This window comes from Sporichthya brevicatena, from assembly GCF_039525035.1.
In the GTDB taxonomy this organism is placed as follows: Bacteria; Actinomycetota; Actinomycetes; order Sporichthyales; family Sporichthyaceae; genus Sporichthya; species Sporichthya brevicatena.
Window position 1 is genome coordinate 33650 of record NZ_BAAAHE010000023.1, and the last position, 23767, is coordinate 57416.

At 69.5% G+C, this 23767-nt stretch carries 23 protein-coding genes; 10 read left to right on the forward strand and 13 right to left on the reverse strand.

All coding sequences use genetic code 11. The features are described from left to right. Positions 1-6: 6 nt before the first annotated feature. The 10 genes from ABD401_RS14350 to ABD401_RS14395 all read left to right on the forward strand — a co-directional run bounded on the left by ABD401_RS14350 (position 7) and on the right by ABD401_RS14395 (position 9823). Positions 7-1194: a CaiB/BaiF CoA transferase family protein gene (locus ABD401_RS14350; protein WP_344605854.1), complete on the forward strand. Its 1188-nt coding sequence runs from the start codon at positions 7-9 to the stop codon at positions 1192-1194. Further along, positions 1191-1961 carry an enoyl-CoA hydratase/isomerase family protein gene (locus tag ABD401_RS14355; protein ID WP_344605856.1) on the forward strand — a complete coding sequence of 257 codons (771 nt, stop codon included), beginning with the start codon at positions 1191-1193 and terminating at the stop codon, positions 1959-1961. The genes ABD401_RS14350 and ABD401_RS14355 overlap by 4 nt, the downstream gene beginning before the upstream one ends. Further along, the gene (locus tag ABD401_RS14360; protein ID WP_344605858.1) at positions 1958-3193 is read left to right on the forward strand and encodes an acyl-CoA dehydrogenase family protein; all 1236 of its coding nucleotides are present in this window, start codon (positions 1958-1960) and stop codon (positions 3191-3193) included. Before ABD401_RS14355 ends, ABD401_RS14360 begins: the two co-directional genes overlap by 4 nt. Continuing rightward, entirely contained in the window at positions 3190-4053 is an 864-nt protein-coding gene (locus tag ABD401_RS14365; RefSeq protein WP_344605860.1) for a 3-hydroxyacyl-CoA dehydrogenase family protein, read from the forward strand. Before ABD401_RS14360 ends, ABD401_RS14365 begins: the two co-directional genes overlap by 4 nt. Continuing rightward, positions 4046-4807 carry a 3-hydroxyacyl-CoA dehydrogenase family protein gene (locus ABD401_RS14370; protein WP_344605862.1) on the forward strand — a complete coding sequence of 254 codons (762 nt, stop codon included), beginning with the start codon at positions 4046-4048 and terminating at the stop codon, positions 4805-4807. Before ABD401_RS14365 ends, ABD401_RS14370 begins: the two co-directional genes overlap by 8 nt. Further along, positions 4804-5586 (forward strand): enoyl-CoA hydratase-related protein, encoded by a 783-nt coding sequence (locus ABD401_RS14375; protein WP_344605864.1) that lies wholly within the window; start codon positions 4804-4806, stop codon positions 5584-5586. Before ABD401_RS14370 ends, ABD401_RS14375 begins: the two co-directional genes overlap by 4 nt. Continuing rightward, entirely contained in the window at positions 5583-6299 is a 717-nt protein-coding gene (locus ABD401_RS14380) for an acyl-CoA dehydrogenase family protein (RefSeq protein ID WP_344605866.1), read from the forward strand. The genes ABD401_RS14375 and ABD401_RS14380 overlap by 4 nt, the downstream gene beginning before the upstream one ends. A gap of 1 nt (position 6300) precedes the next feature. Further along, on the forward strand, positions 6301-7233 hold the full coding sequence (locus ABD401_RS14385; RefSeq protein WP_344605868.1) for an alpha/beta hydrolase: 933 nt from the start codon (positions 6301-6303) through the stop codon (positions 7231-7233). Continuing rightward, complete coding sequence (locus tag ABD401_RS14390; protein ID WP_344605870.1) at positions 7230-8372, forward strand: acyl-CoA dehydrogenase family protein; 1143 nt, start codon at positions 7230-7232, stop codon at positions 8370-8372. Before ABD401_RS14385 ends, ABD401_RS14390 begins: the two co-directional genes overlap by 4 nt. A gap of 74 nt (positions 8373-8446) precedes the next feature. Continuing rightward, positions 8447-9823 (forward strand): FAD-dependent oxidoreductase, encoded by a 1377-nt coding sequence (locus ABD401_RS14395; protein WP_344605872.1) that lies wholly within the window; start codon positions 8447-8449, stop codon positions 9821-9823. Between the two features lie 9 nt (positions 9824-9832). Here the strand turns inward: ABD401_RS14395 and ABD401_RS14400 are convergent, their stop codons facing one another. The 13 genes from ABD401_RS14400 to ABD401_RS14460 all read right to left on the reverse strand — a co-directional run bounded on the left by ABD401_RS14400 (position 9833) and on the right by ABD401_RS14460 (position 23756). After that, positions 9833-10738: an LLM class F420-dependent oxidoreductase gene (locus ABD401_RS14400; RefSeq protein ID WP_344605874.1), complete on the reverse strand. Its 906-nt coding sequence runs from the start codon at positions 10736-10738 to the stop codon at positions 9833-9835. An 8-nt stretch (positions 10739-10746) separates the two neighbouring features. Beyond that, a complete protein-coding gene (locus tag ABD401_RS14405; protein ID WP_344605876.1) occupies positions 10747-11532 on the reverse strand; it encodes an SDR family oxidoreductase in 786 nt (261 codons plus the stop codon). Next, the gene (locus ABD401_RS14410; RefSeq protein WP_344605878.1) at positions 11529-13061 is read right to left on the reverse strand and encodes an ABC transporter substrate-binding protein; all 1533 of its coding nucleotides are present in this window, start codon (positions 13059-13061) and stop codon (positions 11529-11531) included. The genes ABD401_RS14405 and ABD401_RS14410 overlap by 4 nt, the downstream gene beginning before the upstream one ends. Continuing rightward, positions 13061-14593: an ABC transporter substrate-binding protein gene (locus ABD401_RS14415; RefSeq protein WP_344605880.1), complete on the reverse strand. Its 1533-nt coding sequence runs from the start codon at positions 14591-14593 to the stop codon at positions 13061-13063. Before ABD401_RS14415 ends, ABD401_RS14410 begins: the two co-directional genes overlap by 1 nt. A 43-nt stretch (positions 14594-14636) precedes the next feature. Beyond that, complete coding sequence (locus ABD401_RS14420; RefSeq protein ID WP_344605882.1) at positions 14637-15335, reverse strand: ABC transporter ATP-binding protein; 699 nt, start codon at positions 15333-15335, stop codon at positions 14637-14639. Continuing rightward, positions 15335-16156 (reverse strand): ABC transporter ATP-binding protein, encoded by an 822-nt coding sequence (locus tag ABD401_RS14425; RefSeq protein WP_344605884.1) that lies wholly within the window; start codon positions 16154-16156, stop codon positions 15335-15337. The genes ABD401_RS14420 and ABD401_RS14425 overlap by 1 nt, the downstream gene beginning before the upstream one ends. After that, the gene (locus tag ABD401_RS14430; protein ID WP_344605886.1) at positions 16153-18075 is read right to left on the reverse strand and encodes a branched-chain amino acid ABC transporter permease; all 1923 of its coding nucleotides are present in this window, start codon (positions 18073-18075) and stop codon (positions 16153-16155) included. The genes ABD401_RS14425 and ABD401_RS14430 overlap by 4 nt, the downstream gene beginning before the upstream one ends. Beyond that, on the reverse strand, positions 18072-18650 hold the full coding sequence (locus ABD401_RS14435; protein WP_344605888.1) for a hypothetical protein: 579 nt from the start codon (positions 18648-18650) through the stop codon (positions 18072-18074). The genes ABD401_RS14430 and ABD401_RS14435 overlap by 4 nt, the downstream gene beginning before the upstream one ends. A gap of 5 nt (positions 18651-18655) precedes the next feature. Beyond that, complete coding sequence (locus ABD401_RS14440; protein WP_344605890.1) at positions 18656-19006, reverse strand: hypothetical protein; 351 nt, start codon at positions 19004-19006, stop codon at positions 18656-18658. Next, on the reverse strand, positions 18994-20409 hold the full coding sequence (locus ABD401_RS14445; protein ID WP_344605893.1) for a hypothetical protein: 1416 nt from the start codon (positions 20407-20409) through the stop codon (positions 18994-18996). The genes ABD401_RS14440 and ABD401_RS14445 overlap by 13 nt, the downstream gene beginning before the upstream one ends. A gap of 181 nt (positions 20410-20590) precedes the next feature. Next, positions 20591-21748 carry a sulfotransferase family protein gene (locus ABD401_RS14450; RefSeq protein ID WP_344605895.1) on the reverse strand — a complete coding sequence of 386 codons (1158 nt, stop codon included), beginning with the start codon at positions 21746-21748 and terminating at the stop codon, positions 20591-20593. Then, complete coding sequence (locus tag ABD401_RS14455; protein WP_344605897.1) at positions 21745-22938, reverse strand: DUF1214 domain-containing protein; 1194 nt, start codon at positions 22936-22938, stop codon at positions 21745-21747. The genes ABD401_RS14450 and ABD401_RS14455 overlap by 4 nt, the downstream gene beginning before the upstream one ends. After that, positions 22935-23756, reverse strand: coding sequence for a TIGR03619 family F420-dependent LLM class oxidoreductase (locus ABD401_RS14460; RefSeq protein WP_344605899.1), 822 nt, complete (start codon positions 23754-23756; stop codon positions 22935-22937). The genes ABD401_RS14455 and ABD401_RS14460 overlap by 4 nt, the downstream gene beginning before the upstream one ends. Positions 23757-23767: the final 11 nt, after the last annotated feature.

Consider the following 23767-nt stretch of genomic DNA (forward strand, 5'->3'; position numbering starts at 1 on the left):
GTGGCCATGCCGGAGCCCACCGGTGAGACTCCGGGGAGTCCGCTGCCCCTGGACGGCATCCGCGTCATCGACCTCACGACGTCCTACGCGGGGCCGACCGCCGCGATGCTGCTGGCGGACATGGGCGCAGACGTCATCAAGGTCGAGACGCCGCGGGGCGACGACACCCGAGCCTGGGGGCCGCCCTTCCTCGAAGGCGAGTCGACGTGGTTCCTGTCCGTGAACCGCAACAAACGCAGCATCTGCCTCGACCTGCACCTCGAGGCCGACCGTGCCACGCTCTTCTCGCTCCTCGAGACCGCCAACGCCCTACTGGTCAGCGTGAACCCGGCAAAGCTCGCGCGCCTCGGGCTCGACCCGGACGACATCGCGGAGCGGTTCCCGGGCCTCATCTTCTGCACGCTCTCCGGGTTCGGCCTGGACGGGCCCCACGCCGCGCTCCCGGGTTACGACCTGATTGCCCAGGCTCGTTCCGGCATGATGAGCGTCACCGGCCCGTCCGCCGATTCACCTCAGCGCATGAGCACGGCTGTGACGGACGTCGTCGCGGGCCTGGTGGCCGCCTTTTCGGTGGCTGCTGCCCTCGTCCGCCAACGGAGCTCAGGGACTGGTGAAGTCATTGACGTCTCGTTGCTGGAGTCCGCACTCCTGCTGATGGCACCACGGATGGCGTCGTTTCTCGCCGGCGGCGACGAACCGGAGCCCTGCAACGCCACCGACTCCGTCCTCACGCCCTATCAGGCCTTCGCCACGGCCGACCGCAAGATCGTGGTGGCTGCGGGCAACGACGCCATGTGGCGGCGGTTGTGCACCGCCATCGGCGGAACCGAACTGCTCACCGACCGCCGCTTCGCCACGACCGCGGGACGGCAGGCCGCACGCGACGAGATCGCCGAGGCCTTGAGTGAACTGCTCCGCCACGGCTCCGCGGACGAGTGGCTGGAGCGACTGGCCGCCAACGGCGTCCCGGCGGCGATGGTGCAGAGCGCGAGCGAGGTCGTGAAGGATCCACAACTCATCGCCCGTGGTGCACTCGTGGAGCAGGACCACCCTGTCGCCGGCCCCCACACGGTCGTGGGTGCACCGTGGCGACTGCGTTCGAACCCGAATCGGGCACCGCGGCGTGCCGCTCCGATGTTGGGCGAGCACACCGAGGAGGTGCTGAAGTCGATCAGCCCGGAGACGCCCGCGTGACAGAGCACGGCGAACCCCTCGTTCGGACCGCCGGCGTCGGCTCGTCGACGTGGCTGACGCTCAACCGACCGGCGTCGTTGAACGCCCTGAACGCGCAACTGCTGGACGAGCTCGAGGCCGGACTCGAGCGCGCGCTCGCCGATCCGGCGGTGCGGGTCGTGGTCCTCGTCGGAGCGGGCGATCGCGCGTTCTCCGCCGGCGCGGATCTCGACGAGCTCACGGGGCTGGACAGCGCAGCTGCCCTCGCGGTGCTCTCACGCGGCCATCGGTTGTTCCGGCGCATCGAGTCCGCACCGAAGCCGGTCGTCGCTGCGGTCGACGGCTACGCGCTCGGGGGCGGCTTCGAGCTCGCGCTGTCGTGCCACCTGATGGTCGCCACGCAACGAGCCCGCTTCGGGCTGCCGGAGGCCACCCTCGGTCTCATCCCCGGTTACGGCGGAACGCAACGGCTGACGGAGGCTGTCGGTCGTCGACTGGCTCTTCAGGTCATGCTGACCGGCGCCAAGCTGACGGCCCAACAGATGTGGGAGGCCGGAGTGCTCGCCGCTGCGCCGGTCGAGCCCGAGGCTCTCGCCGACACCGTCGACACGTTGGTGCACGAGCTCACCCGCGCCGGCGCCGACGCGACGCGGGCTGTCCTCGCCGCCGTCGTCGGGTCGACACCGACCCTGCCGCTGGCGAACGAGGCGGGACTCGGCGCGATCGCCATCTCCTCGGACGCCGGCCAGGCCGGTATCCGGGCGTTCCGCGAGAGGTCCGCGAAGTGAGCGGCGTCGACCCCGCGGTCCTCGACGAGCGCACCAGCGACCTCTCCTGCACGACCGAGGAACTCGAGGTGCGTCAGCGGGTCCGGCGGGTCCTCGCCGAGCACGTGCGTCCGTACGTGCTCGACGCCGACCGAACCGGCGCCTTCCCGCACTCCCAGTACCGCGCTCTGGTCGACGCCGGTCTCGGCGCCCTGCCGGTCGCGAAGTCCGACGGCGGCAACGGGTGCTCGACCGCGGCCTACGCGATCGCGATGGAGGAGATCACCGCGGTGTGCGGGGCCACCTCGCTCGTGTACATGACCCAGATGCACACCGCGTGGCCCATTCTGCGCTGGGGGAACCAGGAGCAGCGCGACCGCTTCGTTCCGGCCCTGTGCAGCGGGGACATCTACGGCGCGATCGCAATCTCTGAACCGTCCGGAGGTTCGGACGTGGCCAGCTTGCGCACGTCAGCCCGGCCCGACGGCGACGGCTACCTCATCAACGGGGCCAAGACGTTCATCACCTCCGGGGACGTGGCCGGGGTGATCGTCGTGTTCGCGACCGTCGACCGCAGCCTCGGCCGGCGGGGAGTGACCGCCTTCCTCGTCGAGCCGGAGCGAGGCGGCGTCACCGCGAGTCGACCGATGTCCAAGATGGGCATGCACGGCTCATCCACCGTGGAGTTGGCGTTCGAGGACTGCCGAGTGCCGGCGTCGGCCGTCCTCGGTGAGGTCGGAGCCGGGTTCCCGATCGCCATGTCCTCCGTCGTCAAGACCAGGATCAGCGCCGCCGGGCAAGGTCTCGGGCTGGCGACGGGAGCGCTCCGCGCCGCCGTGGGGTGGGCCGACGAGCGTGGGCTGCTCGACCCGCGATCCCCGCAGGGTCAGCCGGTGCAGGCCGAACTGGCCACGTTGCGGGCGCAGGTCCTCGCCGGTCGACTCCTGCTGCTGGCGACGGCCCGCCTGGTCGACACCGGCGACGGCAGCGAGGTCGCCGAGGTCTCGATGGCGAAGTTGTCGCTCACCGAGCTCGCTGTCTCGGTGTGCGACCGCGTCGTCGACCTGATGGGCGGCGACGGCGACCGGTGCGGCTTCGAGGCGGAACGGCTGCTGCGGGACGCCCTCGTCACCCGGATCTACGACGGGACCAACCAGATCCAGCAACTGCTGATCGCACGAGACACCCACACGCGCACACGCGCAGCCTCGTCCGGCAGTTCCACCTCAGGAGGAAGGGAAGACCGCGGATGAACGTGGCTGTCATCGGAGCCGGGACCATGGGCTCGGGCATCGCCATCACCACGGTGCTCGGCGGGCACGACATCTGCCTCATCGACGTCGACGAGCCACGCGTCGCGCTCGGGGAGGAACACGTCGCCCGATTCCTCGATCGCAGCATCTCGCTCGGAAAGCTGAGCGCCGACGAGGGGACCGCGGCCCGCGACCGCGTGCGGTACAGCACGACGATGAAGGATGCGTCGGACGCCGACGTGGTGATCGAGGCCGTGTTCGAGGACGTCCCGGTCAAGCAGGCGCTGTTCGCACAGCTCGACGACATCTGCCGACCAGACACCTTGTTCCACTCGAACACCTCGACGCTCTCGGTCACTGCCATCGCCGCCGGTTCGCGGCTCCCGGGCCGGGTCGTCGGCACGCACTACTGCAACCCGGCACCGTTGATGAAACTCGTCGAGGTCGTACCGGCGCGGCAGAGCAGCGACGACGCCGTCGCCCGCACCGTCGAATTCCTGGGTTCGATCCGGAAGTCCGTGGTGATGGCGAAGGACGTCCCGGGATTCATCGTGAACCGGTTCCTTGTCCCGTTCGAGAACGACTGCATCCGCGCCCTCGAAGCGGGCCGGGCCGACGTCGAGACCATCGACGCGGCGGTGACGAAAGCCCTCGGCTACCCGATGGGCCCGTTCACGCTGCTCGACACGGTGGGGCTCGACATCCATTACGCCGTGTCGATGAGCCTGTTCGACCAGCTGCACGATCCGCGGTTCGCGCCACCGCCTTTGGTGAGCCAGATGATCGCCGCCGGTGAACTCGGCCGGAAGACAGGTCGCGGCTTCTACTCCTACGACAAGAAGTTGGCCTTCGGTGCCTGAGGGGGACACGAACGTGCAGACCATCGGTGTCGTGGGCAGCGGCGTCCTGGGAACGGGGATCGCCGAGCTGTGTGCAGAGGCCGGGTACACCGTGATCTCCGTCGGCCCGGACCGAGTACCGGACCTGAGCGCGGTGGCCGCCGCGGACATCGTCATCGAGGCGCTCCCCTCCGACGAGCCGAGCAAGGCGCAAGCCCTGAGCGAGATCGGCCGGCACGTCGGTCCCGACTGCCTGATCGCCACCCACTCGTCCAGCCTGTCGATCACCCGCCTCGCGACCAACGTCCCGCGGCCGGAGCGATTCGCGGGACTTCACTTCTTTCCTCCGCCGAAGAAGCTGCGGGTCGTCGAGGTGGTGCGCCCCCGACTGGCATCGGACGCCACTATGGAGGCTCTGCGCGGGCTGGTCGAGACTCTCGGCAGCCATCCGCTGATGGTCCGCGACCAACCGGGCCTGCTGGTGGATCACCTGCTGTTCCCCTATCTGAACCAGGCAATCGCGGATTACGACGACGGGTTGGCGTCGGCCGAGGACATCCAGACGGCGGTTCAACTCGGGCTCGGCTATCCGATCGGACCGCTGCAGCTCGCCGACCGGATCGGTCTCGACGTCCTGCTCCAGGCGACGGAGAACGTGTACGCGGCGACGCGGGAACAGCGATTCGCCCCGCCGCCGCTGCTCCGCGAGCTCGTCGATGCCGGACACCTGGGCAACAGGACCGGTGCAGGTCTCGTCGTCGGGACAGACCGGTGAGCGAGGGCTACGAGGACCTCATCGTCGCCACCGACGGCCCGACGCTGCGCGTCACGATCAACCGTCCCGAGGCCGGTAACAAGTTCCGGGTCCGGACGGCCGTCGAGCTGGCCGACGTCTTTCGCGCCTTCCGCGCGAGCCGCGACCTGCGGGTAGCCGTCCTGACCGGTGCGGGCGAGAAGTTCTTCTGCATCGGCGGTGAGCACGACCCGTTCGACACCTATGACTACGGCAACGTCATGCCGATCGTCGACGTGTACGAGCTGATCGACTCGGTGCCCAAGCCGATCGTCGCCGCCGTCAACGGCTTCGCCGTCGGCGGGGGCAACGTCCTGCACACGGTGTGCGACCTCAGCATCGCCGCGGACAACGCGGTCTTCCGCCAGGTCGGGCCGTCCGTCGGCAGCTTCGACGCCGGCTACGGCACGGCGTACCTCGAGGAGACCGTCGGGCGGAAGCGCGCCAAGGAGATGTGGTTCCTGAACCGCAAGTACTCGGCGCAGCAGGCGCTCGACATGGGCCTGGTCAACGAGGTCGTCCCCGCCGCCGAGCTGAGCGGCCGGGTCGACGCCGTGGTCGCCGAACTGCTCGCCCGAGGTCCGCAGGCCCTGGCGGGCCTGAAGGCCGCGTTCTCCGGACGCCACACCGGTGTCGTGGGCCAGGCACGGATGGCGCACGACCTCCTGCTGACGCAGTACCTCTGCACGGAGGAGGCGCGCGAGATGTCAGCCTCGTTCGCCGAGCGGCGTACACCGGACGAGAAGAAGTTCTGGCGATGACCGACCTGCTGCTCCAGACCGTCGACGCTTTCGCGGCGCGGCAGCTCTACCCGGCGGCCGCACTCATCGACGCGACCGACGAGGTACCCGCGAGCATCGTCGACACCATGCGGGAGATCGGCATTGTCGGGTTGGGCGACGACGACGCCGATCTGCCCGATGTGCTGCGAGTCGTCGAGGCCTTGGGCGCAGGCAGTGCCGCGGTGGCGCTGCTCGTGGTGGCCCCGGCAGCGACCACCGGAACGGCCCGCGCACGGACCGGGCTCCGCGGACTGCGATCGGGCGTTCAGACCGGCTGCGACTTCCCGGCCGAGCACCGTCGGCTCGCTCTCGCGGCCGGCGCCGCCGCAATCGGCGCCGCGCGGCATGCGTTGAAGGAGACCGCCCGCTACCTCGAACAGCGTCGCGCCTTCGGGCAGGTTCTCATCGACGTCCCGGTCCTGGCGGCGGCCTTGCGCGGTCGCGAAGCCGACCTGGACGACGCGGCCTCCGCCCTGTGGGGGTGCGCCCGCGATCCTCTGCTGGGGCGAGCGCCGGACGTCGCCCGTCGGGCGACTCGTGCGGCAGTGGGCGCGACCTTCGATGCGATCCAACTGCACGGCGGGTACGGCTACACCACGGAGTATCAGGTCGAGCGCATCGCACGGGACTGCATCTCCCTCCGGGCGTTGCTCGCCGAGCTCGACGACGTCGCGGCTGCCCGGGCGAGCTGACATGGCCAGCGACCGGATGCGGCGGCTCCTCGAGCAGTTGCGGGCCGTGCCGATTCGGCCGGACACGAGTCTGGAGCTCCAGCGCGCCGCGTTCGATCAGATGGCGCAGACGTTCCCGGTGCCGGACGACGTGAACGTGCAGGCTGTCGAGGCCGACGGCGTCCCGTGCGAGTGGGTGAACGCCAACGGCCCGGCCGATCCCGCCGGGGACGACGCCCGTCCCGTGCTGGTCTACCTGCACGGCGGCGGCTACGTCATCGGCAGCGCCCGAAGCCACCGGGAGACCGTCGCACGCTTCAGCCGTGCCTCCGGTGCCCGGGCCCTCTTCGTCGATTACCGCCTCGCGCCGGAACATTCGTGCCCCGCCCAGGTCGCCGACGTCGTCACCGTCTACCGATGGCTGCTCGACCAGGGCGTCGCCGGACGGGACGTGGTCCTGACCGGCGAGAGCGCCGGCGGCGGTCTGACGATCGCGACGCTTGTCCACCTGCGCGAGTCCGGACTGCCGCGCCCGGCCGCGGCCGCGGTGGTGTCGCCCTGGGTCGACCTGACCCTCACGAACCGCAGCCACGTCGACAACCTCGACGACCCGCTGTCCACGCCCGAGGTGATGGACACCTATCGCCGGTGGTTCAACCCCGCCCGCACTTTCGACGATCCCCGCGTCTCTCCGGTGTTCGCGGATCTGCACGGCCTGCCGCCGGTCTACGTGACCGCCAGCCGGACCGAACGCTTGCGCGACGACGCCGTCCGGCTCGTCGAGCGCCTGCGCGCCGCCGGGGTGGAGTCAGATCTCGACCTGCTGCCGGACGCGGTGCACGCCTGGACCTTGTTCCCCCACCTGCCCGAGACCACGGAGACCGTTGCGCGGATCGCTGACTTCCTCACCGCACGCCTCTCCCCCGGCGCACGACCCACCCAGGAAGCACGATGACCGAGTCGAGTGAGAAGCGGGCGTTCCGCGAGAGCGTGCGCCGCACGATCGAGCGCCACATCCTCCCGTTCGTCGAGGAATGGGAGGAGAAGGGCATCTTCCCCGCCCACGACCTGTTCCCGATCCTCGGTGAGGCGGGCCTGCTCGGCCTGGAGTACGCGCCCGAGTACGGCGGTCAGGGCGCCGACCACACCTGGACGGTGATACTCGGCGAGGAGCTCGGACGGATCCCGTCGATGGGCCTGTTCACCGCCATCGCGGTGCAGACCGACATGGCGACGCCGTCGCTGCACACCTACGGCTCCCACGATCTGAAGGAGCGTTACCTTCGCCCCGCGATCGAGGGGCGACAGGTCGCCGCGATCGCCGTCACCGAACCTGACGCCGGATCCGACGTCGCCAACATCCGAACCCGTGCGGAGCGTGACGGGGACGAGTGGGTCATCAACGGCAGCAAGCTCTACATCACCAACGGCGTGCAGGCCGACTGGCTGTGCCTGCTCGCCGTGACCGGCGAGCCCGGGCCCCGCGGCATGTCCCAGATCGTCGTTCCGACCGATGTCCCCGGCGTGGTCGTCAGCCGTTCGCTCCGCAAGCTGGGGAACAAGGCCTCCGACACCGCCGAGATAGCCCTCGCGGACGTCCGGGTTCCGGTCTCCAACACGATCGGCACCGTCGACCGCGGGTTCCACCAGCAGATGCAACAGTTCCAGCACGAGCGGATGATCGGCGCCTACATGGCCGTCGGCAGCATGCTGATGGCCCTGGCGCAGACCCGACAGTTCGTCCTCGAGCGGCACGCCTTCGGCGCACCGCTCGCGAACAACCAGTACATCCAGTTCCGGCTCGCCGAACTGTCCGCCGAGCTCGACCTGCTCCGCACGTACACGCACGCCTGCGCCGAATCCTTCGTCCGCGGCGAGAACACCCAGCGCCAGACGTCGATCAGCAAGCTCAAGGCCGCCCGGCTCCAGCGTGAGATCGCGGACTGGTGCCTGCAGTTCCACGGCGGCCAGGGCTACATGGAGGAGACCTGGACCGCCCGGTACTTCCGCGACGCGCGCCTGCTCTCGATCGGCGGCGGGGCCGACGAAGTGATGCTCCGCGTGCTGGCCCGGCTGGACGGGCTGCCGGCCTGAGCGACAGCCCGCCGGACACGACTGCCCCGCCGACCGCGCGGACGCAGACCGAACCTCACAGAAGTGGGACCGACATGGCCACCGACGAGTTCGATGTGATCGTGGTTGGCGCCGGGATGGCGGGCCTGGGCTGCGCCGGGGAGCTCGTCCTGCGCGGGGCCCGTCCGCTCCTGATCTGCGAGACCGCCGAGGTGGGCTCGCTGTTCCGGGCGACCTGGATCGGCAAGAATCGCGCCTTCGGTCAGTTCCCCACCCGGCAGCACGGCTACGACTGGTGGTTCCGACTCGCCCGCGCCCTCAACGTGCCGCTGAACCTGTATCCCGGTCCGGACGTCGAGGCCACCGTGCGCGGTTCCGGCGCCTTCCACCCGTTGCACCGCGCGGTGTCGAGCGCGGCGCTGACCGAGACCGTCGCGAAGATCGTCGGCCTGCCGGTCGAGCACCTGCGACCGTCCTTCGAGGACGTGATGCACCGAGCCCTGGCGATCCCGTTCGACGATCTGATGCAGCTTCACGACGTCCCGCTGGGGCAGTGGGTGGAGGACCAGAAGGCCGACGAGTTGGCGGCGCAGATCGTGCTCACGCTGTGTGCGAACGTCAACGCGGTCAGCGTCGAGGAGGCCCGGGAACACCTGTCCGTGTTCGGGGCCTTCGGCTACCTACGGGGGTTCCTCTGCGGCGAGGCCGACATGGTGATCATGAATCCCGATCCCCGCGAGGCACTGGCGATCCCGCTGGCCCGGGCGATCGAGGCCCGGGGCGGCACGGTCTGGCGGGGGCGGAAGGTGACCGAGGTACCCGTCGCGAACGGACGCGCCGGCACGGTCGTGCTGGAGGACGGGACCGAGGTGAGTGCGCCCGCGGTCGCCCTCGCGTGCGGCCCCAGCCGGATCGGCGCGTTGCTGAACCCGGTTCCCGACGAGCTCCACGCACCCTTGGCGAACTACGACCGCATGGTGCCGAAGAACGAGTTCAGCACGATCGCCGTCCTGGACCGGCAGGTCGTCAAGCCCGACCCGAACCTGGTGATGGTCTTCAACACCGATGGCTCGAACCTGCAGTGGATGTGGCCGCAGGAGGTCCTCGCGCCGTGGACCGCGGAACCCGGCAAGCAGATCGTCGTCACGGTGGCGACCGTGAACGACGAGCGCATCGCCGCCGAGGGTGGTCGCGACGGCGTGCATCAGCGGATGCACGCCGTGAACGACGAACTCTTCCCTGGCTACACCGACGCGATCGTCGGCACGGCCACGGTGAACCACAAATATCTGTGGTTCACCACCGGTTGGGTCGGTCCGAAACTCCAGCGGGCGGTCGAGGAGGTCGACGGGCTGTGGCTCGTCGGCGACAGCACCTTCCCCGCCGCCGGGATGAGCAGCATGGACGCCGCGTGCGGCGCAGGAGTGTTGGGCGCGCGTGCCATCCACGCCCGGCGCCAGGCAACCGCCTGACGCCGACACCTACCGCGCGGCCGAATCGCCGCGCAGTTTGGCCAGCACGACCGCGAGATTGTCGAGAATCTCGGGCCAGACCGCCAGGGGCACGGTGGGCGAGCCGATGCAGATCCGGTCTGCCCCGGCCGCGTGCAGTTCCTCGATCAGGTCGACGGAGACCTCGCGCGGCTTGATCATCACCGTGACCTCGAACGGCTCGTCGGCGCGCCCGTACTCCGTCAGCAACTCCTCGAGTCGCGTGACGTAGGCACGGGTGGACGTCGGGGTGCACCAGGTCCCCAGCCAGCCGTCCCCGAGCCGGGCGGCGCGCCGTAGCGCGGGCTCGCTGTCGCCCCCGAAGACGATCGGCAGGCTCGCGCCCTGCGGCGGCTTCGGGTAGAAGTACAAGGGCTCGAAGTTGATGTGGCGTCCGGACGCGCGGGTCAGTTCCTGCGACCACAGCGACCGCAGGACCGGCACGATCTCGTCGCTGCGCGAGGCCCGCGTACGGAAGTCGATACCGGCGGCGTCGAACTCCTCCTTCATCCAGCCCAGACCCGCGCCGAGGATCGCGCGGCCGTTCGAGAGGACGTCCAGGGTTGCGACCGCGCGAGCCGTCACCAGCGGGTCGCGCAGCGGCAGGACGTAGACACACGTACCGAGCCGGATGGTCGTGGTCACAGCCGCCACAGCCGACAGCAGCGCCCACGGGTCGTACAGGTTCACACTGCTCGGGACGGGCGGCCCGCCGCCGTCCTTGTACGGGTACGGCGAGGTGATCGTCGCCGGCCAGATCAGGTGCTCCGGCACCCACACCGAGTCGCACCCGGCCGTCTCCGCCCGCCGCGCGAAGTCGACGAGGGAGTCCGGCTCCACGACAGCCATCCAGACCCCGACGGCGACGTCAGGGTACGGCCGAGTTCTGCGAGACACCTCTGCTCCTATCGTGCGGCCCGGACCGGCGGCCGAGGCAGTTCGACCTTGGTCATCTGGTGCTCGACCAGACCGAGCTGCGCCTGACTGGTCCATATCCGGCCCGTCCCGCCCCGGTCGAGCGCCTCGAGAAGGTGCGACGCGGTGTCCTCGGGACCGAGCAGATCCAGGCCGGCGGCCAGGACCGCGGTCCGCACGGCCTCGGGCACGAGCGGAGTGTCGATCACTCCCGGGCAGAAGATCGTCACGCGGACGGAACGGGCCGCCAGCGGGCGCGCCACGCTGAGGCCGAGACCGACCACCGCGTGCTTGGTCATCGCGTAGTACGGGTCGTCCGGGTACGACATGAGCCCGGCCAGGCTCGCGACGACGACGAGGTCACCGCCGCCGTCCTCCAGCAGCGGCACTCCGGCGCGGAGTCCGTGAACCACGCCCTCGACGTTCACCGCGTAGGCCCGGGCGATCCGCTCGTACGGCGCCGCCAGCGGGTCCGGTTCGAGGACAGGAATACCGGCGTTGAGCACGACCAGGTCGAGGCCGCCCAGGTCGTCCGCCGCGATCTGCACGACCCGGTCCCAGTCGGTGGGGCTCGACACGTCCGCGAGCACGAACCGGCCACCGACCGCTGCGACCGAGTCCGCCCGCCCCGCATCGACGTCGACGGCGAGCACTGACGCTCCGTCCGCCACCAGCCGCTCGGTGAGAGCCAGGCCGATTCCGGAACCGCCGCCGGTCACGACCGCGCGCCGCCGCCGGAACTCCGGCAAGGAGGTGGCTCCGAGTGCCGGCGTCACGCCTTCCACGGCATGCACTTGAACTTCGGGCCAGGAAGTTCGATGCCCTTCGTGCTGATCTTGAAGGTGGTGAAGCAGGGGATGATGCCCGAGCCTTGGCCCTTGACGAACTTCAGGGGCGGCGAGAGCCCACCGAGCGTCGGGTCCTTCAGCTGGTACAGGCCCTCGTACACCATCGCGGTGGTGATCGGGCCCTGGACCGCCGCCAGATCGAGCGAATCGATCGCCGCCTTGAACAGGATGCCCGCCGTCCAGCCGATCACCGAGGGCTGGTCCGGGACTGCCGACCCGGTGTGTGTCTTGAACGCGGCGTGCAGGGCGTCCAGGGCCGGGGTGCCGGTCGCGGTGTACGGCGCGTTGATGTTGCCGACGTACTCCGTCAGCGTCCTGATGTTCGCGTCGTTGATGACGGTGGGACTGACCGAGAGCCCGCCGGTCTCCAGCACCGGCTTGTACCCGATGCTGATGCAGGATCGCGCAATCCGTTGCTGCGACGCTGCGTCCACGTAGAGACCGACGATCTGCGCGCCGGCGTTCTTGAGGTTCTGGCACTCCGCGGTGTAGTCGCTCTGCGTCAGCGAAACGCCCTGTTGGAAGGCGATCTGGGTCCCCGTGGCGGCCGCGACCTTGTCGAACTCCTTGTGCATCTGAGCACACGGGGTCGCTTCGATGCAGTAGATCAGGCCCAGCTTCTTGAACCCGGTCTCCCGCACGGCATCCACGAACCCACCGGCCGAGGCCGGCGTGAAGCTGCCGCCGGACTGGAAGGCGTTCGGGTCGGTGTTCCAAGCGTTGTCCCCGCCGTCGCCTCCGACCAGCGGCACCCCGAGCCGGTTCGCGGCCGAGCGGGCAGCACCCATGGTGATCGGGATGTTGGCACCGACGATGGCGATCGCCTTCTTGTTGGTCACCATGTCGTTGATGTTCGACGCCGTCTTCGACGGGTCGGACCCGTCGTCCATCTGGTACAGCTTCACCGGGTGGCACCGGATGCCGCCGTTGGCATTCACCCAGTTGCCCCACACGCTCAGGCCGAGCCGTTGAAGGCCCATCGATCCGCCGAGCAGGCCGCTGAAGGCTCCCGTCTGGCCGATGACGATCGGTGCGAGCGGCTTGGTGCACGGGGCATCGCCCGTGCCGGTGGCACCGGCACCTTTCGTCGTGGTCTTCGATCCGGCCGGCGTGGTTCCGGCACTGGTGCCCGCGCTGCTACTGCCGGTCTTCCCTCCGGAACCCTTGGCGGGGTTGGTCGCCGCCGCGGTGCCACCGTCGGCCGCCGCACCGGTGTCCACCGCCGTAGAGCCACCGGTGTCCAACGGCATCGCCCCGTTGGCCACCGGCAGGTCGCCCGATCCGGACTGCTCGGCGCCGGGCGCCACCACCGCGCCGGTGACGGCGATCGCCTGATCCTCAGCGATCTCGTTGTCCGTCAACCGCGTGCCGCACGCGGATGTTGCGACCAGACACAGCAACGAGGCCAGCGCCACGGCCGTCCTCGCCGATCGTGCGGCGGGCAGCATCCTTGTCATCAGTTCCTCTTCCAGCTGTTGATGCACCGAAACTTGGCACCGGGGGTCTGGATGCCCTGGGTCGTGATCTTGAAGTACGTGTAACAGGGGATGACGCCGGACGGCTGACCGCGCTTGAACACCAGCGGCGGGGCCAACCCACCGAGGGTCTTGTCCTTGAGGCTGTACAGGCCGTCGTAGACCATCGCCGTGGTGACCGCGCCCTTGACGCGCTCAACGTCGAGCGAATCGATCGCTCCCTTGAAGAGCATCCCCGCCGCCCAGCCGATCAATGACGGTGCGTCAGGGACATCGGCTCCGGTGTGGGTCCGGAACGCCGTGTGCAGCGTGTCGAGGCCCGGAGTGCCCGTTGCCGTGTATGGCGCGTTCGGGCTGCCGACGTAGAGGGTGAAGGCCTGAATGTCCGGGTCCTTCGGCACTCCGGGGCTGATGGCCAGGCCGCCGGTCTCCATCACCGGTCGGTAGTCGATGCTCTTGCACGACCTCACGAAACGCTGGATGGACGCCGCGTCGACGTACACCGCCATGATCTGGACACCGGCGTTCTTGGCATTCTGACATTCCGCGGTGTAGTCGCTCTGGGTCAGGGAGACCGACTGCCGGAACACGTCCTGCGCACCGGCGGCCTCCACGGTCTGCGCGAAGTACTGGTTCATCTGCTGACAGGGCGATGCCTCGATGCAGTAGATGAGACCCAGCTTCGTGAACCCGGTCTCACGGGCGGCCTCCACGATGCCGCCGCTCCAGGCCGCGGCCGAGCTCCCGCCGGACAGGAACAGGTTCGGGTCGGTGTTCCAGGCCGCATCGCCGGCGTCGCCGCCGACGATCGGGACGCCCAGCCGTGCTGCGGCGGAGCGGGCCGCCCCCATCGTGATGGGAACGTTCACCCCCACCAACGCGATGGCCTTCTTGGTGGTGACGAGTTCGTTGACGTTGGCTGCGGTCCGCGACGGGTCCGAGCCGTCGTCCATCTGGTACAGCTTGACCGGATGGCACCGGATGCCGCCGTTCGCGTTGACCCAGTTCGACCAGACGCTCATTCCAAGCCGCTGGTTGCCCGTCGACTGACCGACCAGACCGCTGAAGACCCCGGTCTGTCCGAGGATGATCGGCTCCAGGGCCCGCGTGCACCGCTCCCCCGCCGCCGCACCCGCCGCAGCGGCCTTCGACGTTCCGGGCTTCGCACCCGTGACGCTCGCGGTCGTCGATCCGCCGGAGACGCCGGCGGCGGAGACCGCCGCTGGGCCCGCGGCTCCGCTCGCGGCCGCCGCTTCCCCGCTGCCCGGCTGTGGCACGACCTCGGCCGAGCCCGCAGCACCGGCGACGTTTCCGGCTCCGGCGGCTGTCCCGCCGCCCGCTTCGGCGCCCGGAAGGGCGGTCGCGGGGTTCGTCACGGTCACGGTGGCCGCCTGCACCTGTCCGATCTCCGCGTCCGACAGCCGGGTACCGCAGGCGCTGGTCGCCAGAACGCACAGCACCGCCGCCAGTGCCACGGCACCACGGGCCGAGCGGGCGGGCGTCCTGCGAGTCATGTGCGTTCGTCCTCCGGGTGAGTGGAATGAGCGGGCGGTCCGGTCAGTGCACCGCGGTGCCGAGGTAGGTCTCGAAGATGTCGGCGTCCTGCAGTTCGCTCGGCTCGCCGGCGAAGACGACCTCGCCGCGGTTGAGCACGTAGACGTAGTCGGCCAGGTCGAGCGCACGCGAGATGTACTGCTCGACGAGCAACAGGCTCGCGCCATCTCGTGCGAGCAGACCCAGGAACTCGAAGATGTCGTCGACGATCTTCGGTGCCAGACCCATCGACACCTCGTCGAGGAGCACGAACCGCGGCGACTGGACATACGCCCGCGCCAGCGCGAGCATCTGCTGCTCTCCACCGCTCATGGTGCCCGCGACCTGGCTCAACCGCTGACCGAGGCGTGGGAACGCCTGGTTGGCTCGTTCGATCGCAGCCGTCTCCGAACCGGCAAATGCCTGCAGCGCGAGATTCTCACGAACCGTCAGGTTCGGGAACACCCCGCGCCCCTCCGGAACATGGCACAGGCCACGCTTCACCAACGCGTTGGGTGTGGCTCCGGTCAAGTCGGCTCCGTCGAGCAGAACCCGCCCCGAGGTGGGCCGCAACAGCCCCGACGCAACCCGCAGCAGTGTCGTCTTGCCGGCGCCGTTGGCACCGAGCAACGCGACCACACTTCCGGGCGGCACCGCCAGCGTGACGTCGTGCAGGACCGGAGAGCCCTCGTAACCGGCGCAGAGACGATCGAGCAGCAGCATCAGAGTGCTCCCGCCGTCAGGCCGGCGACGTCGTCCACGGCTTCACTGCCGAGGTAGGCCGCACGCACGATCGGGCTGGCCGCCACCTCGGCGGTGGAACCCTCGAAGATCGGCTCGCCGAAGTCGAGGACATAGATGTAGTTGCACACGCCCATCACCAGGGCCATGTCGTGTTCGACGCACAGGATGCCGACGCCGCGTTCGGCGACGAGGTGTCGCAGCAGTTGCCCGAACCGCTCAGTCTCCGTCTTGTCCAGCCCGCTGCTCGGTTCGTCCAGCAACAGGATCCGGAAGTCGCCGGACACCACGCGGGCGAGTTCGACCAGACGCCGCTGGCCGGTCGAGAGGTCCGCCGGCCGTTGGTTCCGCAGATCACCGATGCCCACCAGCTCGAGCGCCTGTTCAGCGTTCCGACGAATCATGCCGGTCTCGCGGCGGCTCCCGCGCAGGTGCCGGAGGGGGTGTGAGCCCGCGAACCCGGCCTCCCTCCCCAGTGCGACGTTCTCCCCCACCGTGAGCGAGTCGAACAACTCCATCCGCTGGAACGTCCGGCCCAGGCCGCGCAACGCCCGCCCGTGCGGACTCAAGCCCGTGACGTCCTGCCCGAACAGCGTGATCTGGCCCGACGTCGGTCGGTTGAGTCCGCTGATCGCGTTGAAGGTCGTGGTCTTGCCCGCACCGTTGGGTCCGATCAGGCCGGTGATCCGTCCCGTCGGGACGTCCAGCGACAATCCGTTGACGGCGAGGAGCCCACCGAATCGGATCTTCAGGTCGGTGACGACCAGACCGCCCTCGTGGGGTGCGTCCGTGTGCTGTCTCATGCGACACCTACCGGCTCGTTCTGCTTCGCGGGAGCACGGACCGGTTCCGGCCGTTCGCCGACGAGCACCGGATCGACGATCCGGTCGGCGGAGGCCACGGCGTGCCGGGCCACGAACTTGTGGAAGGAGCCCTGGGACACCGCTGCGGCGACCACGGCCGCGAACCCGAACCCGACCTGCAGCCAGAGCGTGGCGTCGGGGTTCGAGATGTAGCCCGGGACGACGATGAGCAGGATCGGCGCCACGACGGCGATGGTCACCGTGCGCCGACCCGAGATCGCCATCACGGCCAGAGCGACCAGGGACTGCATGTAGTTGAAGCTGTCCTGGTTCACCGAGCCGAACAGCGAGGCGAAGACCGCTCCGCTGATCCCGGCGAGGAAGGTCGACAGACAGAACACCAGGACGCGCGAGACGTTGACGTTCGTGCCGAGCGTCGACAGGGCCACCGGCGAGTCGGCCAGGCCACGCAGCAGTCGGCCCAACCGCGACCTCTCCACCATCAGCACGACGAGCACTGCAGCGACGGCGACCGCCAGCAGCAGATAGTACATGCGGGTGTCGGAGTCGAACCCGCCCGGGCGCGCGGTCTGGATCTGCCCGAACCCGAACATCCACTCCTTGTTGTAGGCGTACTGCGCGAGCAGCACCCCGAAGCCGAAGGTCGCGAGCCCCAGGTACAGGCCCGAGAGGCGGATGGCCGGGATGGCGATCAGAGCTCCGGCCGGCACGGCGAACAAGCCACCGAGCAGGACGGCCACACCCCAGGGAACGCCGTTCCCGATCATGTGCCCGAAGGCGGCGGCCCCGATCGCGGCAAATCCGATGTGGCAGAGCGAGATCTGCCCGGAGGTGCGGACGAGCAGAGCCAACGACGCGAACAGAATCACCTGCGTCAGCGCCGTGTTCCAGATCGGGAGCCGCACGCCGACCACGTGCGGCACCAGCAGCGCACCGACGGCCAGGAGGCCGAAGCCGGAGGCGCGGACGCGCGGGGAGAAGGGGCTCGGCGGCACCGCACGCGCCTTCACGTGCCGACCGACCTCGACCAACCGGCCGCGCGGCATGAGGAGCAGGACGAGGAACAGGACGATGAACGGTGTGTTGGTGTCCAGCCCCTGGAGGAAGTCGACCGTGCCCACCTCTTTGGAGATGAGCTTCTGGAGAAGGCCGACGATGATGCCGCCGACGAAACACATCGGCAGGTTCTTGAACTGTGCGATGGCGGCAGCACCGAACGCCTGGACGACGAGCAGGGACAGCACATTGACGTCGAGCTGCTGCTGGGCGGCTGCGAACAGCACGCCGGACGCCGCCGCGAAACCACTCCCGATGATCCAGGCGCTACGCCGCACCCGGGCCGGCGAGACGCCCGTCATGTCGAGCAACTGTGGGTCGTCGACGACGCCCCGCATCGCGGTTCCGAGCAACGTGTACTTGAAGAAGACGTACAGCCCGACGGCCGCGCCGACACCGAGTCCGAGTTGGAGGACCTGGTCCCAGCTGATGGAGACGCCATTGATCTCGAACGCGGTACCGCCCGGGAGCACGGGCTTGAACGGTTTGGCGTCCACACCGAACACGAGGCTGATCAGCGCCCGCATCCCGACGAGGATCCCGACCGTTCCCACGATCTTGTAGGAGATGTGCACACCGGCGAGCAGCAGACCGACGCGTTCGAAGATCAGGCCCGTGACGAAACCGAACACCACGATCGCGATCAGAGCGGCCAGCGGCCAGGGCAGACCTTGCGTCTCCCGAAGTTCGTAGAACGTGTACGCGGCCGCCGCGCAGACCGCACCGTGACCGAAGTTGAGGAGTCCGCTCGTCTTGTAGGTCAGGACCAGGCCCATGGCCGAGAGTCCGTACACGGAGCCGGTGGTGATGCCGAAGATGATGTACGGCAGGTACTCGTTCATGCGCAGCACACCCCACACCGCGCGAGCCCGCGGGCCGCGATCTCCGAATCGGACACGGGCGAGACCACCTTGCCGGCGACCAGGGCGCAGCTCGCGACATGAACCCGCGTCATCGTCGGTCCGCTGACGTACCCGAACGGGCCGCTCGGATCGACCGGCGCCTCACGCTCGACCGCGCCACCTCGCGCCGCGCCGGCGTCACCGAGACCCGTGCCGTCGTTGAACTGCTGCTGGATGCGCAACTGAGCCATGACGTCGTGCGCCTCAAGATGCACGGCGCGGCTCGCCGCCATCAACCAGCCGGCGGTGCCGAGACCGGAGACACCCACCGCGACCGAGCCCACGATGATCCACCGGATCTGGTCGTGCCAGTCGCCTTCGCCGCTGATCTGGAACCAGGAGACTCCGATGCCGACCAGCCCGACGGCCATCCACACACCCAGCCGAACCAGGTGCCGGCGCTCCCACGGGGCGTCGGTCGGGATCAACCGGGGCGACCAGTCCGCGGCGTGACCGCGCGAGCCGTCGCGGATCAATCCGTGCCGCGCCGGGCGGGCACGCGGGGGCGCTGTCACGGACATCACTGCGGCGTCGAGAGCAGTTCGGCAGTCGACGACACCATCGCGTCGGAGGCGGTGAGCCCGTTCGCCGGCACGAGCGACCGATCCAGTTGTTCGCGCAACGCCAACCGGATGCCGTGCAGCTCACGCCACTCGTCCCGCAGGTCGGCGGACAGCCACAGGGTCGCGGCGACGCCCATCAGGAAGATTCCCAGCAGGCCGCCCGACACCACGTACGGCAGTGCCTTGGCGAGGTTGCCGTTGTTGCTGACGCCGAGCCAGCCCAGCAGGAGAGCAATCAGGCCGGCAGTCAGGACTGCCAGCGCGGCCGCCCGGTCCCACTGTGTCCGTGCCCAGGTCAGGAGCCCCACAGGAAGCGCACCACCCTCAGTCGAAGGAAGGACGCGGCAAGGAGGACCAATGCCGCGAGGATCAAACACGCCACGTAGATGTCGGACAGATCGCCGGTGGACGCAGCACTCACCGCGTAGGAGGCCGGCCCGGTCAGATCGGATCCGACGGCCGCACCTGCCACCGGGGCGGTGCCCGGCAGCCCCCCGAGGGCGGGGGTCGTCAGGCTGGGCAGCCCCGCGGAGTCGACGGCGCCCACGCTTCCCCCGGGGAGCACGCCGTTCGCGATCCCCGGCGACAGACCGCCGCTCGGGCCGAGACCAAAGGCGGACTGCGCCGGGTTCAGCGTCACGCTGGCGGTCGCCCGACCGAGGGTGAAGTTGATGTCCGTCGGGCCGTTGAAGTACTGATTCGGCGGCGGCGCGGCGGCGGCGTACTTGAACGTGATCGCCGGCGCCACGACACCCGTCGTCAGTTCCTGGGCGGCCTGGTAGGTGATGAGGATCCCCTGCTGCTCGAAGGCTTTGAGCACCGAGTCCGCAGGGACGGCGTACGTCGTCGGCTTGCCGTCACCGCCCGGCATGACGACCGTGAAGGTGCCGTCCCGGAATCCGAGGTCCGGGGCGATCAGCGTCGTTCCGCCGGAGGGAATCGGCAGCGTCGGGAACTCGATCGGGGGGAGCTGTGCCACACCCGGGATCGGGATCGGAATCGGCACCGTGCCCGGTGTCGACTCCGGAATGGCGATCGCGAGACCAGGGACCGAGATCCGCCCGATCGACGTGTGCGCGATCCGCACCAGCTCGCCGGTCGTGGAGTCGGCGGTGACCTCGGCGTTCGAGACGACACCCGACAGGTCGAGGAAGTTGAGGACGTTGAACCCCGCCTTGCTGCGGGCCAGGGCACGGACGCTCTGGTCGGCGAGCGCCTCGACGCGCGCCTCGGACAACAGTCCGGCACCGTCGCTACCGGCGCTTGCGCGACCGTACGCGTTGCTCGCGCCGCTCTCGGCGTGCAGCCCGACGCCCGGGATCTCTTGATCCTTCGGGTAGTCGCCGGCCTGCGTCGCCACGATGGCCGGGTAGGCCGGGATCGGCACGCCGAACACAGCGCCCGCGGTCCCGGGCAGGCCGGCCGCGGTGTCCCCGGGGTAGGGGTAGGCGGCAAAGGCGTCGGAGTTGCCGAGGTTGTTGAGCCGCGCCTCCGCGGTCGGCCCGGCGAACTGGGGGGTCAAACCCAGCGGGATGGAGGCATTGCTGAAGTTCGCGTCCATGCCGTACGCGCTCGCGAAGCCCTCGAAGGACGGCTTCGCGTCCTGCGCGCCGGCGCGGGCCGCATAGAACGTGGGCGGGGTGACGATCATCGCCGCCATTCCCAGCGTCACCGCGAATGCCTTCACCGCGGACGCTCGACGTCGCCTCATCACACTCCCTGGGGCCGTTTTGGGGGCGCCGGGACCGAGTCCCGGCCGATCACGCACTCGCCTCGCACGACGAAACCGCGACAGACTGTGGTGGCCGTCACGTCGACGCTCGTAATTTAGCGGGCTTTAGCTAGGTGGTCAACTGTCGGACCTTTAGCTTTTTGCGCGTTCGGCCCGCCGGTCAGACGGTCCCGCCGAATGCCTCCAGGTAGTCGCCGAAGGCCTGCGCGACGTCGTCCTCGGTCAGGCCGAACGCCGCCAGCACCTCGGCCGGTGGGCCCGGCCGAGAACGCTCCCGGTCCAGCACGAGAGTCATCCGAGACCGTGCCTGGTCGCTCCACCGCCAGCCGAAGTGGTCGTAGATCGACCCGACCGTTCCCATCGGGTCCTTCACGTAGTGCTCGAAGTGGATGTCCAGAACCTGGTCCGGCGCGAAGGCCGCTCGTTCGACGACGCAACGCCGCAACCCCGTGGCCCACAGCGCCAGATGTCGCCGGCCCAGCTCCCGCCGATCCGTCTCCATCCCGAAGACGCGACCGACGTACATCATCAAGCTGCAGATGGACGCGATCGCTGCGATCGGATTCCGATGCAGGTGGAGAATCCGCGCGTCCGGATAGACCGTGGAAATCGCACCGGCTCCGTACACATGCGTCGGATCCTTGAGGACCCAGCGACGGTCGTCGCCCACGCCGATGAGCTTCAGGACGTCCCGGTGGCGCCGGTATCCCGGGACCAGGTCGACACCGCGAAGCCACTCCGAGTACGCAGGCACGTTCGCGATCGCCTCGAACAACGGACTGCGGAACGTCTGGAAGATCAGATTCCAGCACTCGTCGACCAGGTGCGCGTCCGTGTCGTGGATCAGGGACAGGGCGGGGATCGCCTGCTGGAGCGCCTCGTTCGCCTGGCGGCACGCGACGAAGTCCGGATGAGCCGGCCACTCCGAACGTGGGGGCCGCGGTTGGGGCCGCTGCAGCAGCCATTGCGGTGCGCCCTGGTGGGCGGGATCCGCGTCGAGCAACTGGTGCAGCACCGTCGTGGCCGTCCGCGGAATGCCGACGATGAAGATCGGCTCGGTGACGGAGGTCTGTTCCCAGCCCGGCGTCTCCCGCCAACCGCGCTCGGTGACGAGGCGCCCGACAAGGGACGCACTGGCGTAGACCCCCACGGGCGTCCGGAGGAATCCCTCCGGACCACCGACGTCCAACGCCGCCGAGACGAGGGCAGTGAGCCCGTCGAGATAGTCGGTCTCGTCGCCGAAGTCGTCGAGACCGGTCGCGGCGCGCGCCTGGTCCCGCAACTGGCCGATGACGACCCCGACGTCGGGTCGGATCACCGCCGGTACCGCCGGGAGAATCCCCGGTTGCGCCGCCGCAACTCCGCCTCCCGCTCGGCGGACGTCACCCGGGCCGCGCCGGGCAGCTCCGCATCCACCCGGTCGACCGGGACCAGCCGGGTGCGCGGGGTCGTCATCCGCGACGCCCCCATCGTCCGGTACCACAGCGTGGTCTCCGGCAGCCCACGGTTGTCGATCCAGTTGTGCACACCGGGGTCCTCTCCCGACACCACCATCCGCACCACTCCGTCCGCGTCGACCACGGCCTGACGGGCATTCAGACCGGACTGGGCGACGGCCGGGTCCAACGTCACGCCCTGCCGCGAGTACGCCTGGAGCGACCAGTACTCGGAATCGGGGAGGTCGAACTCGACGATCAGGGCATCACCGTCGCCGAGACTGGCCCAGCCCGCCGAGTACCGGATCAGACCGGTGGAGCCGTGGGCCACCGATCCTGGGTCGGAGAAGGTGTTCGGCTTCTCCCCGCGCCAGTGGTCCGCGTAACCGGACCAGAACGCGACGGTCTCGGTGAAGTGGCTGGTCGCCCGGTGCAGCCGCGGCAGGACGTCCGCCGCCAGGGCGTCGGCGTCGCGCCGCGGCGGCGGATCGAGCACCTCCAGGTGGAACCAACTCGGGTCGGCGTCCCAGTCCAACCAGTAGTCGCGGATGTGGAAGTTCGTCGCCTCCGGGCTCAGCGCGAACCAATTCCCTTCCTGCGGGTCGACGCTCAACAGCACCTCGAAGTCACCGTCGGCATCGCAGCACACGGTCGCCGACGAGTACTCGGCGAGCTCGCGGAAGCCCCACAACCCGTAGTTCCCCGCGCCGACGCTGAGGATCCACGGTCGGCCGCGCGCGTTGCCGGAGAGCCGATAGGTCCGTGAGGGGTCGACCAGCACCGTGTAGTAGCAGTTGTCGGCGTTGGGCAGTCCGTACGGGGTGAGCTCGTCGATCAACGGATACAGGTGCGGGCGCTCGAGGTCTGCAGGCCCGACGTGGGTGCGCACGCTGTCGGCGAGCATCCGCACGGTGAACCGGATCTCGTCGAGCAACTCCCGTTCGCCCAGATCGGGGCGCTTCGCGATGCTCGCCGCGCCCGCTGCCTTGATGCGGTCGCAGAACGAGTTCCACTCGTCCACCGCGTCGTCGAGTGTCATCGACAGCTCCTTCGCCGCCTCGTCCGCGGTCATACGACCGACCCCGTCAGTCGGTCGGCCGCCAGTTGCCCCGCCAGGTCCCAGGTCTGATCGAAGGAGTCCGTGAGGAACTCGACGACGACCTCGTCGCAGCCGGCGTCCTCGTACTCGGCCACGCGAGCGGCGACGTCGATGTCGGGCGGAACAACCAGGCGGACCACGCGCGGGATCCGCCGCCCGGCCCGCTGGTCCAGTTCGGCTCCGAGCCGGACCACCTCCGCCGGTTCGATCACCGCCGGGTACCACGCGTCCGCGTGCCTGGCCGCCCGTCGCAGCGCCGCGGGTGAGTGCCCTCCGACGTAGAGCGGCGGATGGGGCCGCTGTACCGGGGTGGGCTCGAAGGTGATCGGTGCGTCGAACCCGTAGTGCGCACCTGGCCAGCTGAACTCCCCACCGGTCCAGCACCGCTTGATCAGGTCGATGGCCTCGTCGGTGGCCGCACCCCGGTCCTTGAACAGGGCCCCCCTGCCCACGACGGCGTACTCGTCCTGCAGGTATCCCACCCCGATGCCGACAGCGAGCCGGCCGCCGCTGAGCCGGTCGACGGTCGTCAGGGCCCGGGCCGTGAGCACCGGGTCCCGCAGCGCCAGGACCAGCACACCCGGGCCGATGGTGATCGTTCGCGTCGTGGCGGCGCAGAACGCAAGGCAGGAGAGCACGTCGTCCCAGAGGGCACCGTGGTAGGGCAGCTCCGCCATGCCGCGACTCCAGACGGAGTGGTCGGTGAACCACACGGAGCTGTAGCCCCAGTCCTCCGCCGCGGCCGGTAACCGCTGCACCATCTGCAGGCTGTCCGGCCCCGAGTTCCGCACACTCAGACCTG